At 69.0% G+C, this 12412-nt stretch carries 11 protein-coding genes and 3 pseudogenes; 6 read left to right on the forward strand and 8 right to left on the reverse strand.

What is annotated here, in order from left to right:
* A partial coding sequence (locus J1C73_RS18000; protein WP_207317294.1) for an ABC transporter substrate-binding protein occupies positions 1–946 on the reverse strand: 946 nt, incomplete at its 3' end.
* Positions 947–1246: 300 nt separating this feature from the next.
* Here J1C73_RS18000 and J1C73_RS18005 point away from each other — a divergent pair.
* Together J1C73_RS18005 and J1C73_RS34990 are read left to right on the forward strand one after the other, a co-directional pair.
* Entirely contained in the window at positions 1247–2113 is an 867-nt protein-coding gene (locus J1C73_RS18005) for a hypothetical protein (RefSeq protein WP_207317295.1), read from the forward strand.
* Between the two features lie 119 nt (positions 2114–2232).
* Positions 2233–2400 (forward strand): annotated as a pseudogene (locus tag J1C73_RS34990) (MFS transporter); the annotation flags it as partial.
* A 261-nt stretch (positions 2401–2661) separates the two neighbouring features.
* Here the strand turns inward: J1C73_RS34990 and J1C73_RS18010 are convergent.
* Both J1C73_RS18010 and J1C73_RS18015 read right to left on the reverse strand, forming a co-directional pair.
* Positions 2662–3552, reverse strand: coding sequence for an IS3 family transposase (locus J1C73_RS18010; RefSeq protein ID WP_307797718.1), 891 nt, complete (start codon positions 3550–3552; stop codon positions 2662–2664).
* A gap of 23 nt (positions 3553–3575) precedes the next feature.
* The gene (locus J1C73_RS18015) at positions 3576–3863 is read right to left on the reverse strand and encodes a transposase (protein ID WP_207317296.1); all 288 of its coding nucleotides are present in this window, start codon (positions 3861–3863) and stop codon (positions 3576–3578) included.
* 160 nt (positions 3864–4023) lie between these two features.
* On the opposite strand from J1C73_RS18015, the pseudogene J1C73_RS18020 reads away from it, so the two are divergent.
* Positions 4024–4416, forward strand: a pseudogene (locus J1C73_RS18020) (PP2C family protein-serine/threonine phosphatase); the annotation flags it as partial.
* A complete protein-coding gene (locus J1C73_RS18025; RefSeq protein WP_207317297.1) occupies positions 4413–4751 on the forward strand; it encodes an STAS domain-containing protein in 339 nt (112 codons plus the stop codon). The pseudogene J1C73_RS18020 and the gene J1C73_RS18025, both read left to right, overlap by 4 nt.
* A gap of 309 nt (positions 4752–5060) precedes the next feature.
* Here the strand turns inward: J1C73_RS18025 and J1C73_RS18030 are convergent, their stop codons facing one another.
* The 5 genes from J1C73_RS18030 to J1C73_RS18050 form a co-directional block, all read right to left on the reverse strand.
* A complete protein-coding gene (locus J1C73_RS18030) occupies positions 5061–5897 on the reverse strand; it encodes an urease accessory protein UreD (RefSeq protein WP_207317298.1) in 837 nt (278 codons plus the stop codon).
* On the reverse strand, positions 5894–6595 hold the full coding sequence (gene ureG / locus J1C73_RS18035; protein WP_207317299.1) for an urease accessory protein UreG: 702 nt from the start codon (positions 6593–6595) through the stop codon (positions 5894–5896). The genes J1C73_RS18030 and ureG overlap by 4 nt, the downstream gene beginning before the upstream one ends.
* A 33-nt stretch (positions 6596–6628) precedes the next feature.
* The gene (locus J1C73_RS18040; RefSeq protein WP_207317300.1) at positions 6629–7303 is read right to left on the reverse strand and encodes an urease accessory protein UreF; all 675 of its coding nucleotides are present in this window, start codon (positions 7301–7303) and stop codon (positions 6629–6631) included.
* Between the two features lie 74 nt (positions 7304–7377).
* Positions 7378–9318: an urease subunit alpha gene (locus J1C73_RS18045; protein WP_207317302.1), complete on the reverse strand. Its 1941-nt coding sequence runs from the start codon at positions 9316–9318 to the stop codon at positions 7378–7380.
* 38 nt (positions 9319–9356) lie between these two features.
* The gene (locus tag J1C73_RS18050) at positions 9357–10070 is read right to left on the reverse strand and encodes an urease subunit gamma (protein ID WP_307797717.1); all 714 of its coding nucleotides are present in this window, start codon (positions 10068–10070) and stop codon (positions 9357–9359) included.
* A gap of 626 nt (positions 10071–10696) precedes the next feature.
* Here J1C73_RS18050 and J1C73_RS18055 point away from each other — a divergent pair.
* On the forward strand, positions 10697–11815 hold the full coding sequence (locus J1C73_RS18055; RefSeq protein WP_207317303.1) for a 3-methyl-L-tyrosine peroxygenase-related protein: 1119 nt from the start codon (positions 10697–10699) through the stop codon (positions 11813–11815).
* 41 nt (positions 11816–11856) lie between these two features.
* Positions 11857–12412, forward strand: a pseudogene (locus tag J1C73_RS18060) (L-asparagine oxygenase); the annotation flags it as partial.

The raw sequence follows: 12412 nt of genomic DNA on the forward strand, positions 1-12412 counted from the left end.
CCTCCCCGATACCGGTGGGGGGTGTGCCGCTGCCGCCCGTGGCGACGTTCCTGAGGTCCTTGAGATCCAGTACGGAGATCAGGGCGCGGCGCACCGCGAGGTCGGCGGACGGACGCCCGGCGGCCTGGTTGAACATGAGCTGGCCGAACAGCGCGTCGATGCTGCGGTTCTTCACCTCGGCCGCGTCCAGGCGTTGCTGGTCGCCGCCGTTGATCTGGGCGATGTCGATCTGCCCGGCCATCAGGAGGTTGGCCGCGGTCGACTCGTTGGCGACGACCTTGAACACCACCGTGCGGGGAAGGTCCTCCCCGGTGGCGCCGCCGGGCCCCCAGGTGTACCCGTCCCGCCGGGCGTACGTGTAGTGGTCGCCCGGAACCGCCTCGGTCAGCCGGTACGGGCCGCTCGCCCCGGTGGCCTTGGCCAGCGCGGCCGGGGCCGCGAGGCTCTCCTCGCAGAGCAGCGGCAGCAGCCGGGCCATGTGCGCGATGAACGGTGCGGGTCGTGTCGTGGTGACGGTGACCGTGCGCGTCGCCTCGTCTGCCTTCGCGACGGCGGTGGCGGGTACGGAGAGCCCGAGCATCGGCGACTGGTTCGCCGGGTCGGCGATGTGGTTGTACTCGGCGGCCACATCCGTTGCCGTGAGCGCCGAGCCGTCCTCGCAGCTCACCCCGGAGCGGATGGTGAACCGGGCCGAAGTGGAGGTGACCGTCCACTTCTCGGCCACCCCGGGAATCAGCGAACCGTCGGCCGCGATGTGCACGAGCGTGTCGTAGGCGAAGGAGTTCATCGCCAGCGCGGTGCCGGCCAGCGCCGTCGTGGGGCTGAGACTGCCCGGATCGGCGCCGATGGCGACCACCACCCTCGACCCGACGCTGCCCCCGGCCGAGCCGCCCCCGCACGCGGCCGCTGTGGCGATGAGACCGAACGCCGCCGCCACAGCGGTCACGGGCCGTACCCCGCGCTTCGGTGTACGTCGCGTCCCCTTGCCTGCGGAACTGGGCATGGTCACCTCCGAAGGAGCGGCAGGCCGCCGCTGAGTGAGGGGAACACTAGGCAGCGACGTACCGGTCCCGATTGGTGGCGGCGGACGAAAAACCGCCCCGTCGACGGTGCGCCGCACCGAAGACGCGGCCCCTGCCGCCGAGACCGTGTCCGGTTCCGTAGAGGCCCTGTTTCCCGCGCGCGCCCCTTGCTGGAGGCTGTGGCGACCACGGGCGCGGGCCCGGGTACGAGGGGAGCGCGAGCGATGGCCGATGCACGAGGAGAGGGCGCCGAAGCGCCCGTCCAGCGGACGATGACCCCGTTCGACGACATCTACGACCGGGCCGATCCCCGAGCCTTCTTCCGCGAACTGGGGGCGTTCGGCTACCGGACACCGCAGCACGCCCAGCCGGTCTTCCGGCGCCTGGCCGCACTCCGGCTGAGCGGTACGGGCGACGCGGTGCTGGACCTGTGCTGCTCGTACGGGATCAACGCCGCTCTGCTCAACCACGACGTGACGCTGGAGGGCCTGCGGGCCCGCTACACGGCTCCGCGGACGGTGGCCATGACCACCCAGGAGCTGATCGAGCACGACCGGGCGTTCTTCCGGGCCCGCCGCCGACGGGACGCCGTCCCGGTGATCGGCCTCGACATCGCCCCCCACGCCATCGCCTACGCGCGGGCGGTCGGCCTGCTCGACGACGGGTTCGCCGAGAATCTGGAGACCTCCCCGCCCTCCCCCGCCCTGCTGGACGCGGCACGGAACGTACGCCTCATCACCATCACCGGCGGCGCCAGCTTCCTGTCCGGAGCCACCTTCCAGCCGATCCTGGACAACGCCGGCCCGCCACCGTGGGTCGCCGCGTTCGTGCTGCGCACCGGCTCCTACGCGCCGATCGCCGAGCACCTCGCCCGCCACGGCCTGACCACGGAGAAGTACGCCGGGGCCACCTTCATCCAGCGCCGCTTCACCAGCGCGGCCGAGCAGCGGTACGCCGTCGACGCGGTGACCGCGACAGGGGAGGATCCGGACGGCAAGGAGACGGCAGGCCACTTCCACACGGCGCTGCACCTGTCGCGCCCCCGTGCCGACATCGATACGCACCCGCTCGGCGACCTGGTCGCCCAATGATCGATTCGCGGGGCGCGATGCCCCGTCCTAGGGTCGAAATGTGAACGCGACCGTTCACCCGTGAGTCGCTTCCGACCCGGGACCGAACCGCGAGTGACCCTCACGACGCAAGCAATCCCATGACGGGCTCCCACGCGACACCCGCACGCACTGCCCAGGCACCGGAGCGGAGCCGAGGCGATGGGATGGCGCTACTCGTCATCGCCTCGTGCCAGTTGATGGTGGTCCTCGACATCACCATCGTGAACATCGCCCTGCCGCACATCCAGACGTCACTGGGTTTCTCGATCCTGCGACTTCGCGAGTACGGCCGGACCCAGAGCCAGCCCTTCCGCTGGAGCAGGAACCTTGACGGCTGGTACCTCCCGCACAGCCGTGACCACGCCACCTACACCCCCCTCGCTCGAACTCCTCGCGCAGCGACTCCGAGACGCGGGCTTCGAGGTCACGTTGACCATCGACAACGCCGACCGCCGATCGTTCTCCGACGCCGAGAAGGAGCGGGAAGAGAAGGCTGAAGTTCCCCCCGCGAGCTGGACAGCGGGTGTTTACGCTGCCGGGGCGAGGTTCTGCCTGAGCAGGGATCTCGTTTCGAGTGGGGTGACGTATCCGTAGTCGGGGTGCCGGCGGAGTCGGCTGCGGTTGTACTCGACCTCGACGTAGTGGAATACGTCGGACCGGGCAGCCTCGCGGGTCTCCCATACGGTCGTCCCGATCTCCGCTTTCAGGATGGCGAACCAGCTTTCCGCGGCGGCGTTATCGTAACAAGAGCCGACGCGCCCCATCGACTGCCTCATGCGCAACTTGCGTATTTCGGTGCGGAATTCGTCACTCGTGTACTCGCTGCCGCGATCCGTATGCATGATGCAACCGTGCTCCAGGTCGCCACGCCCGGCCGCCATCCGCAGGGCAGCGACCGGCAGCTCGGCGCGGTGGTGGTCGGCCATCGCCCAACCGGCCACCTCCCGCGTCGCGAGATCGATACAGGTCGCCAGATACAACTTCCCTTCCAGCGTGACGAGTTCGGTCATGTCACCGACGAGACGCATTCCGGGCCGGGGAGCGGTGAAGTCCCGGTCGATCAGGTCGAGCGCGAACACCGCCCGCTTTGCCTGCTGGGTCAGGCCCCTACGCCGGCGGCGGGTGATCCCGGCGATCCGGTGCTTGCACATCAGCCGCTCGACCTTCTTGGAGTTCACCGCCCGCCCGGCCCGCCGCAGGGCGGCGTGGATCCGCGGGGCCCCGCAGGCACCGCGAGATCCGGCGTGGAACGCCCGGATCTCGCCCACCAGCACCTCCTCGGCCCGCTCCCGCACCATCCGGGCCGGCCGTGACGCCCTGTGCCCGTAGTAGGTGGAACGCGGCACCCCCAGCACACGGCACAGAAACGCAACGCTGTGACCTGCGGGATTATCCTCCGATGCCTTCTCCGCATCGATGAAACGACACCGTGCCGCGGTGTCTACCTCATCTTGTCCCGCGCGAAGAAGGCGGTCGCTTTTCCCAGAACATCGATCGTGGCCTCCTGCTCACGGACCTTCCGCCGCAGCCGGACCAGCTCCTCGCGCTCCGCAGTGGCCAAAGCCCCGGCGGGCCCATCGCCGCGGTCGATCTTCGCCTGCTTCACCCACCCGCGCAGCCCCTCCGGACTCACGCCCAGATCCCTCGCGACCTCGGTGATCGTCTTGTCCGAGGCCAGCGCCAGAGCGACCGCGTCCCGCTTGAACTCGGCCGTGTACCTCTTACTCATATTGCTCTTTGTGCTCACTACCTGTGACTGCTTCCTCTGGGACCATCCGTCCCAGTATCAAGCTGTCCAGTCCACAGGGGGAACTTCATCGGCCCCGGTGAGCTGGCGGACGCGGTCGAGGCGGTAGGTCAGGGCACGCACGCTGAGCGTGCGCCGGCGGGCTGTTTTCGGTGGCGTCGCAACCATCGATCCCGACCCCTCGACCGGGCTCGTCAGCGTCCGCATCGCCTCGGGCGGCCACTCGCCGTCCCTCATCCTGCGGGCCGACGGCACGGCCGACTTCCTGCCCACTCCGGGCGGCCTCCTTGTCGGCGTTCTGCCGTCCGCACGCTTCACCACCACCACCACCACCCTCGCCCCCGGCGACACCCTCCTGCTCTACACCGACGGTCTCACCGAAGCCCGCACCGGCGAGGACCGCGCCACTTTGTACGGAGACGAGGCGCTGCGAGCCTTCGCTGCCCTATTCGGTGACGGCCCCGACGACGACACCGCTCTGCTCGCCCTCGGCGTCCCAGCCCCCGCCTCCAGAAGGATCGCATCTCCCGAATGAGCCCGCTGAAGGTCACCGCCCGATACGCCATGACCGGTCCCGTTCTGGGGATCACCGGCGAACTCGACTTCGACAGCGCAGGTGAACTGCGCGAACTTCTCACCACGATCGCTCTCCGGCCCGGCCAGCGCCTCGTCCTGGACCTGGGAAGCATGGAGTTCTGCGACTCCAGCGGCCTCGCGGCCCTGATCGCCGCCCGCAACCACGCCCAGGCAGCCGGGGCGGATATCGTGCTCGCCGCCGTCCCTGCCAACACGCTGCGTATCTTGCGCATCGTCGGCCTCGATCAGGTCTTTTCCGTCCATCCCGACAGCGACTCCGCTGCCCGGGCCTGACCCGCCGCGGCGCGTACTCGTAGGGCGGCATCGGCGAGGCAGGGGCCCGCACGATCCGGTGCCGCGCGCAACCGATCGCGCGGGCCCTGGTCGGCGCAGGGTCAGGTAGGGGCGACGAAGCACCGTGTTCGGGAGCGTATACGCCCTCGTCAGCGGCCCTGTCCTGGCTGCCCGTTGGTGACGCCGAGGTCGCTGCCGACGAGGGAGCCCTGGAGGCTTCCGTGTGTTCCTTCCCTGGTGTAGCAGCCAAAGTGGCATGGATGGCAACCATGAGGCAGAAGGACCTCGGTGCGACTCGTTGGAGACCTCTCAGTGTGTGTCGTTGATTGTGGCGGGCCTATGAAGTGATGTTGTTACTGTGTCGAGGAGTTGGCGTAGTTGGAGGCCGCGCGGGGCGATGGCGGTGACGAGAACTGCGGGCCCGGCGAGTGGTGTCAGGGCGGCGTACCCGGTCTGTGGGGTGTCGCCGTAGAGCCGGGCCTCGGGGGGTGTGTCCTCGAAGGCGGGGTCGACGATGAGGATCTGCCCGGTCGCGCGGTGGCCGGCGAGGACGGCGGGGCCGTCCCAGGCGGGTGTGCCGGGACCGTATTCGGCTTCCTGGTCGAGGAGCACAGCTCCGCCGCGCCGGACGGTGAGTCGTGTGGTCACGTGGCCGGGCGGTTCTCCGGTACGTCCGAGTATCTGTTCTTCCCGCAGGACGAGTCGTGCGGTGGGAGCGAGGTCGATGGTCCACGTCTGCCGCAGGTGGGAGCCGGCCGCGCAGATCAACGGCTTAGGCGACCAGTGGAGTTCCGCGTGTTCTGCCACGGTCAGGTACACGCCGTAGGTGGCAGGTTCCTGGGTCGGGCCGCGCAGGGCGAGGGTGGCGCCGGCCGAGGTGACGTGGAGGACCGCGCCTTGCTGGACGGTGGTTTCGATGTGTAGCCGGTCGCCGCCGAGGGGGGCGCTCATGGCGCCGACGACGCACACGCGGGCCTCGGTGCCGCGTGGGCGCAGGCGCCGGAGTTCGAAGGGGCCGTCGCCGTCGAGGACGGGCAGGGTGGTGGTCCCGCCTCGGACAGCCGCTGTGATGCGGGCCGTGGCCTGTACGCCCGCGACGGCGGCATGCCGGGCGGCCGGCAGGGCTTCTTCCGTGGTGGTAATCATGCTGGGCCTGCGGTCCAGTGGGTGAGGCGTTCGCGGGCCCAGTCGGCGACCTGTTTGACGCCTCCCTCCTCCTTGAGGGAGGTGAAGGCGACAGGGAGGTCACCTCGCTGGGCCTTGGCGTCCCGCGCCATCGCGTCGAGGTCGGAACCGACGTAGGGGGCGAGGTCGGTCTTGTTGATGACAAGGAGGTCGGCGGTGGTGACGCCGGGGCCGCCCTTGCGTGGGATGTCGTCGCCGCCGGCTACGTCGATGACGAAGATCTGCGCGTCGACGAGCCCCTTGGAGAAGGTGGCGGTGAGGTTGTCTCCGCCGGACTCGACCAGGATCAGGTCGAGTGGGCCGACCGCGTGTTCCAGGTCTTCGACGGCTTCGAGGTTGGCGGAGATGTCGTCGCGGATCGCGGTGTGCGGGCAGGCTCCCGTTTCGACGGCCTGAATGCGTTCGGGCGGCAGGACGGCTTCGCGCAGCAGGAAGTCGGCGTCCTCACGGGTGTAGATGTCGTTGGTGACCACGGCGATGGACATCTCGGCCCGCAGAGCCCGGCACAGGGCGGCGACGGTCGCGGTCTTGCCCGAGCCGACCGGCCCGCCCAGGCCGATCCGCAGGGCGCGCCTCGTGCCGTCGGGATGGTCGGCGGCGGCCGCACTGTAGGTGTGGCGGTGGGGAAACTTCTCGTCGAGATCGTGACCGAGGTGCATACGGATTCCTTGCATATGTCTCGTGGCGGGTGGTCAGGAGGCGAAGAGGCGAACCGGCCAGGCGGCGTGCTGCTGCGCGGTGATGTCCAGCAGCGGAGCCGAGGCGGCAGGCAGTGCGCCAACCCCTTCGTCGGTGATGCGCTGGGCAGCCTCCGCGGCTGCTGCGGCGACCTGGTCGAGCTCCGGGGCCAGGCGGGCCAGCACGGCGGTGGCGTCGAACGGGTCGAGGCTCAGCAGCCGCACCGTGGCGGTGGCCGGCCCGCTGACGGTTTCGTACGCCACGGCACAGGCGGCGTCCAGCGGCGCCAGCCCCGCCGACCGGGCGGCCAGGCCCAGGACGATGGGCTGGTGGGCGCCCTGTGGCCGTGCTGCGGCCAGTTCGTCCAGTTCGGGCGACGGCCAGGTGGCGCGGGCCGCCCGCATCATCTGGCGGCCGAGTTTCCGGGCGGTGGCCCTCAGGGCCTGTACTGGGGTGCGGGCGTCCGCGGCCTCGTCCAGTGCCAGCGGATCGTGGCCGGCCGCAGCCGCGGCGGCCAGGGCCGCCGCGACCAGGCCCGTGGTGTGTAGTCTTCCTCGGCAGAATTCCTCCAGCGAGGCCGCGTCCTTGATGCGGCCCGCTGCGACGGCCGCCTCGGCGCCACCGGAGTGTGCGTGTCCTCCGGCGGGGAACCTGCCGTCGGCCAGGACGAACAGAGCGGCACGGATCATAGGGTGCAGGCCACCTTTCGTAGGGTCTTCCTCTGCCGTGCCTTCTGTGTCACTGAGAGGTGCTGCGGGAGGGCTCAGAAGAGGAAGTACCTCTGAGCCATGGGCAGCTCGGAGACAAAGGCGCGGTCTACGATCTGGTCGTCGACGAACGTGGTGACGTCCGTCACCTTGGCCCCGCCGATGACGACCTCGTAGGTGTCGGGGTCGATTCGCACGTCGGGGGTCGCGTTGTTCTCCTTCATGTCGGCCTTCTTGACCGAGCGTGTGTCCTGGATGGCCTTGAACTGCTTGTTCAGCCGGCGCCCCTTGGCCAGGCCCTTCTTCAGGGCCCGCTCGGTGACGAAGTTGAAGGAGAGGGAGCCGGGGGCCAGTCCTGCCGCCCCCCACATGGGGCGCGGCAGGACCGGCTGGGGGGTGGGGATGGAGGCGTTGGCGTCACCGACCTGTGCGTAGGTGATCTGTCCGCCCTTGATGACCAGGTGTGGTTTGACGCCGAAGAACTTCGGCTCCCACAGCACGAGGTCGGCCAGCTTGCCGGTCTCCACCGACCCGACGACGCTGTCGATGCCCTGGGCGAGGGCCGGGTTGATGGTGTACTTCGCGACGTAACGCCGGGCGCGCCGGTTGTCGGCCAGGGGCGGTTCGGGTGCCGGCGTCGCGTCCACCGGAGTCGCTCCCGTGGCCTTCTTGGCCTTCGGCGTGATCTCGGGCCTGCCGGCGGGCTGGTCTTCTTCCAGGAAGCCGCGGCGGGTCTTCATGACGTGCGCGGTCTGCCAGGTGCGCATGATCATTTCGCCGATGCGGCCCATGGCCTGTGCGTCCGAGGACATGATCGAGATGGCGCCGATATCGTGGAGGATGTCCTCGGCCGCCATCGTGGAGGGCCGGATCCGGGAGTCCGCGAAGGCCAGGTCCTCGGGGACGGCCGGATTGAGGTGATGGCAGACCATCACCATGTCGAAGTGCTCCTTGACCGTGTTGATGGTCAGCGGGCGGGTGGGGTTGGTGGAGGCGGGCAGCACGTTCGGCTCGCTCACCATCTTGATCATGTCGGGGGCATGACCACCTCCGGCGCCTTCCACGTGGAAGATGTGGAGGGGACGTCCCTTGATGGCCTTGATGGTGTCCTGGACGAAGCCGGCCTCGTTCAGCGAGTCGGCGTGCAGCGCGAGCTGGACACCGGTCTTCTCGCAGACCTCCAGGCACGCGTCGATGGCGGCGGGGGTGGCGCCCCAGTCCTCATGGACCTTGAGCCCGATGATGCCGGCATCCACCTGGTCGTACATGGACTCCTTGGACATGGTGGCGCCCTTGCCGAGCAGCCCGATGTTCACCGGGAAACCGTCCAGCGCCTCGAACATCCGGTCGAGATGCCAGCTCCCGGGGGTGACGGTGGTGGCCTTGCTGCCCTCCGCAGGTCCCGTGCCGCCGCCGATGAGTGTGGTGACACCCGAGGCCAGCGCCTCATCGATCTGGTCGGGGCAGATGAAGTGGACGTGGGTGTCGATCCCGCCGGCGGTGAGGATCCTGCCGTTGCCCGCGATGACCTCGGTGTCGGGACCGATGACGAAGTCGGTGGGCTTGGGGCCGATGCCGTTGTGGCTGACCCCGCCCCCGTGCAGCGGGTCCATGGTCTCGGGGTTGTACGCCTTGCCGAGGGCGATGATGTGCCCGTCCCGGATGGCGACATCCGCTTTCACGACGCCCCAGTGGTCCAACACGACGGCACCCGTGATGACGGTGTCGGGAGGCAGGACAGCGCCGCTTTTGGCAGAGGTGGTGTTCGTGCCCCTGCCGGGGTCACGCGGAGCAACGGACTGCCCCATGGACTCCCGGATGACCTTGCCGCCGCCGAAGACCATCTCGTTGCCACTGCGCCCCGGACCGCCCGACCAGTCGTCCTCGATCTTGATCTGCAGCGCTGTGTCAGCGAGACGGATCCGGTCGCGGGTCGTCGGGCCGAACCGGTCGGCGTAGTCGGCGCGGGGGAGAGGGGCATGAGGTGACGGTTCCACCTGGCAGCAGGAGCAGTCGGGGCACTCGGTCCTGGAATTCACGCCTTCTCCTTGCCGGACGGACCTCGGGTGTTGTCGAGGGAGCCCTGGATCTTCTCGGGCAGACCCTTGATCCTGCCGCGCAGGCCGTGGACCACGCGCTCGCCCTCGATGGGCACGAGCTCGACCACTTCGGTGATGCCGGGCTCGAAACGTACGGAGCTGCCGGCGGGGACGTTCAAGCGCCTGCCCCACGCCTCCATGCGAGGGAACTCCAGCCCGTCGTTGACCTCGGCGAAGTGGTAATGGGAACCGACCTGGACCGGGCGATCGGTCGGGTTGTCGACCGTCACCTTCGTGACCTGGTTTTCCTGCCGGTTGCGTTCGTTGAAGACCACTACCTCGTCGCCCTCACGCGTGGAGAAGTCCAACTTCCCCGGCCAGACCGCCGGTCCCTCGTCCCCGCCCACCTCCGGGAACGGACTGTGGACAGTGACCAGCTTCGTACCGTCGGGGAACGTGGCCTCCACCTGCACGTTCTCGATCATCTCCGGGACACCCTCCATCACCTCCTCCCTCGACAGAACCTTGCGCCCGGAAGACATGAGGTCGGCGACGGTCCTGCCGTCCCGGGCCCCCTCCAGGACATGCACGATCAACAAAGCCATGGCCTCCGGGTAGTTGAGCCGCACCCCCCTGGACCGGCGCTTCTCGGCGACATCCGCCGCCACGTGCAACATCAAACGTTCCTGCTCATGCGGAGTCAGGTGCACAGCTACATCCCTGCGTTCGCCCGTACCCAGGACGTCTGTCCCGGGCCCCACGCGCTCGGACCTGTTCCGTGCCGCCGTCGGCAGGCAGAGTGAAACCTCACGGCACGCCATCTCGACGCCGATGCGACACACCGCCCATCCCGGAGAACTCGGCCCAGTCCTGAGCGAAATCATCTTGGCCACGTCGGCGGAGCAGGAATCTGCGCTTCACCCGACCGGCACCCGAACGAGTGATCATCTGCTGTGCGCCCGGAAGCACACCGCGCGGTGTCGTACGACGAGTTCAAAATGTTGATCAAGGCTGGTGAGACGATCCTTGGATGCCGTGGTGATCTGACGGATGTGCGTGGGGACGGCTGGAAGGTATTGCGGCCTCTGTCGAGGCACGAGCCGGTCCTCGTTCGGCGGCCCGACACGAAGATTCACCTCCGGTCCACGCCTCGTCCCACGTCCTGGCCGCCGTCATCACCGCCGGACGACTTGGGGAGCACCGGTGTTCGCCGACGTCACGAACCGCATCCGGATGCCCCGGATCGGCGGCGGGCGCCCTCGCACCCAGCCTGAACAAGGAATGATCTTGCAGATCAGGGTTTCGTGTGGAGTGTTCTTGGCGAAGTACTTCAACCATGGGCTTATCGCCGGTTGTCGGTCATCCTGCTGTCGCTGTCTTCCGTGAGCCCCGAGGCGGGCGGTCCGTTCCGGGGCTGGGCCCGCGGGTCGATGCTGAGGCAAAACGCACCGCGCGCGTGCTGGCAGGGTTGGCGACCCATGCCAGACCTGTCGAGCGGACCACCGCTCTGCAACAGGCAGCCGCGGCTGCCGGTGAGTTGGCAGCCGCGCTGTCGGACCTGGCTCCGGCCGTTGCCGGTGAGGAACTGCTGGCGGAGTCGATCAGTCAGTCGTTCTTCCGGGTCCGTGAGGCGGAACTTTCGGATCAACAGGCAGCCCTGCACGGTGTCATGGTCCTCCACCGCAGCCTGGAAGACCTTTGTGAGGCTCCCCTGTCGGGTGCCGATCTGGCCCTGGAGACGGCCGGGATACGGCAGTCGGTGCTCGACCTCACCGGCACAGCGCCGGGAGCCGACCCCGACTCCGTACCGTCGGTGGCCGTCCCGGAGCCTGCTGCGGGGGCGTCGTTGGAGAGTGTCTGGAGTGCTCGGTGGCTGATCGGTCACCAGGTCCATGTCCTGTTCAACGTCTGCGCCGCGGTCGCTGTGGCCGACGCCACCCGCCATCTGCGGCAGGGCGACGGCGATGCCGCGCTGCTGCGGCTGGCCGATGCGACGGTGTACGTGCGGGGCTTCCCGGCAGCCATGACCCACGCCAGTACGGTCCCGGCCGACTACTACATGGCGGCGATACGCCACACCATGGCGCCTCCGTCGGTGGACGTCCCGTTGAGCGGGCGCCAGCATCGCGGATACAAGCTGTTCCGGGCGGCGATGAAGGACCTGCTGTCCGCGCTTCCCGACTCCTACGAGCACCTGACGGCCCGCAACCCGGGGCTTGCCGAGGCACGGGGTGCTCTCCTGGAAGCCGACATCGTGGACGCTGAACGGCACGTCACCCTCGCGTACTCGATGGTGCATCTGCATCGCTCCATCGCTCAGAAACCCGAAGGCCCCGACAACGCCGTCGCCGAACTACGGCACATGCGCCACCGCCGCGCGGCCCAGTACGCCTCCCTGATCCGGTTCGGGGACCACTACATCGCCGACGCCGTGGCTGGCCTGCGCCACTCGTGAGTCCCCGTGACCACCGCCCACACCTCCGGCAGGAGACCCTGATGCCCGAGACGACGCCCGGCACCACGCAACCCTCTGCCGTCGCCGACTGGACACTTGACCCGGCCGATACCGACGCGTGCGAACGGCTGGCCCTCACCCTGTGCACCGGCGGCCACGACCATGTCGACAACCCCGAGTGGGTGGCACGGTCCCGGGACGCCTGGGAGAACCTTCCGCTCCCGCTGCGCCGTGAGGTGCGCAGGTTCCGAAGGCACTCCGGCCCGCACGGCACCATGGTGATCGGCGGCCTGCCCGTCGATCAGGCGGCTCTGCCCGCGACACCGTCCGTACCCGGCTCGGTCCAGCGCCAGACCAGTGTCTCGGCCGCGGTGCTCACCATGGTGGCCTGCGGGCTCGGCGAGCCTCTCGCCTACCGGGCGGAGAAATCTGGCGCCCTCGTGCAGGACGTCGTGCCCGTGCCGGGGCAGGAGACCTTCCACGGCAACGCCGGATCGGTGCCGCTGTCCTTCCACACTGAGAACGGCTTCCACCCCCACCCACCCGACTATGTGATCTTCCTGTGCCTGCGCGCCGACCACGACCGACGTGCCGGTA

The sequence above is a fragment of the Streptomyces laculatispora genome (assembly GCF_017353455.1).
Classification (GTDB): Bacteria; Actinomycetota; Actinomycetes; order Streptomycetales; family Streptomycetaceae; genus Streptomyces; species Streptomyces laculatispora.

Bases quoted from the DNA above. Each gene is read 5' to 3' on its own strand.
- J1C73_RS18005 (WP_207317295.1), top strand. From the start codon at position 1,247: ATGGCCGATGCACGAGGAGAGGGCGCCGAAGCGCCCGTCCAGCGGACG.
- J1C73_RS18015 (WP_207317296.1), bottom strand. From the start codon at position 3,863: ATGAGTAAGAGGTACACGGCCGAGTTCAAGCGGGACGCGGTCGCTCTG.
- J1C73_RS18025 (WP_207317297.1), top strand. From the start codon at position 4,413: ATGAGCCCGCTGAAGGTCACCGCCCGATACGCCATGACCGGTCCCGTT.
- J1C73_RS18030 (WP_207317298.1), bottom strand. From the start codon at position 5,897: ATGATTACCACCACGGAAGAAGCCCTGCCGGCCGCCCGGCATGCCGCC.
- ureG (WP_207317299.1), bottom strand. From the start codon at position 6,595: ATGCACCTCGGTCACGATCTCGACGAGAAGTTTCCCCACCGCCACACC.
- J1C73_RS18040 (WP_207317300.1), bottom strand. From the start codon at position 7,303: ATGATCCGTGCCGCTCTGTTCGTCCTGGCCGACGGCAGGTTCCCCGCC.
- J1C73_RS18055 (WP_207317303.1), top strand. From the start codon at position 10,697: ATGGGCTTATCGCCGGTTGTCGGTCATCCTGCTGTCGCTGTCTTCCGT.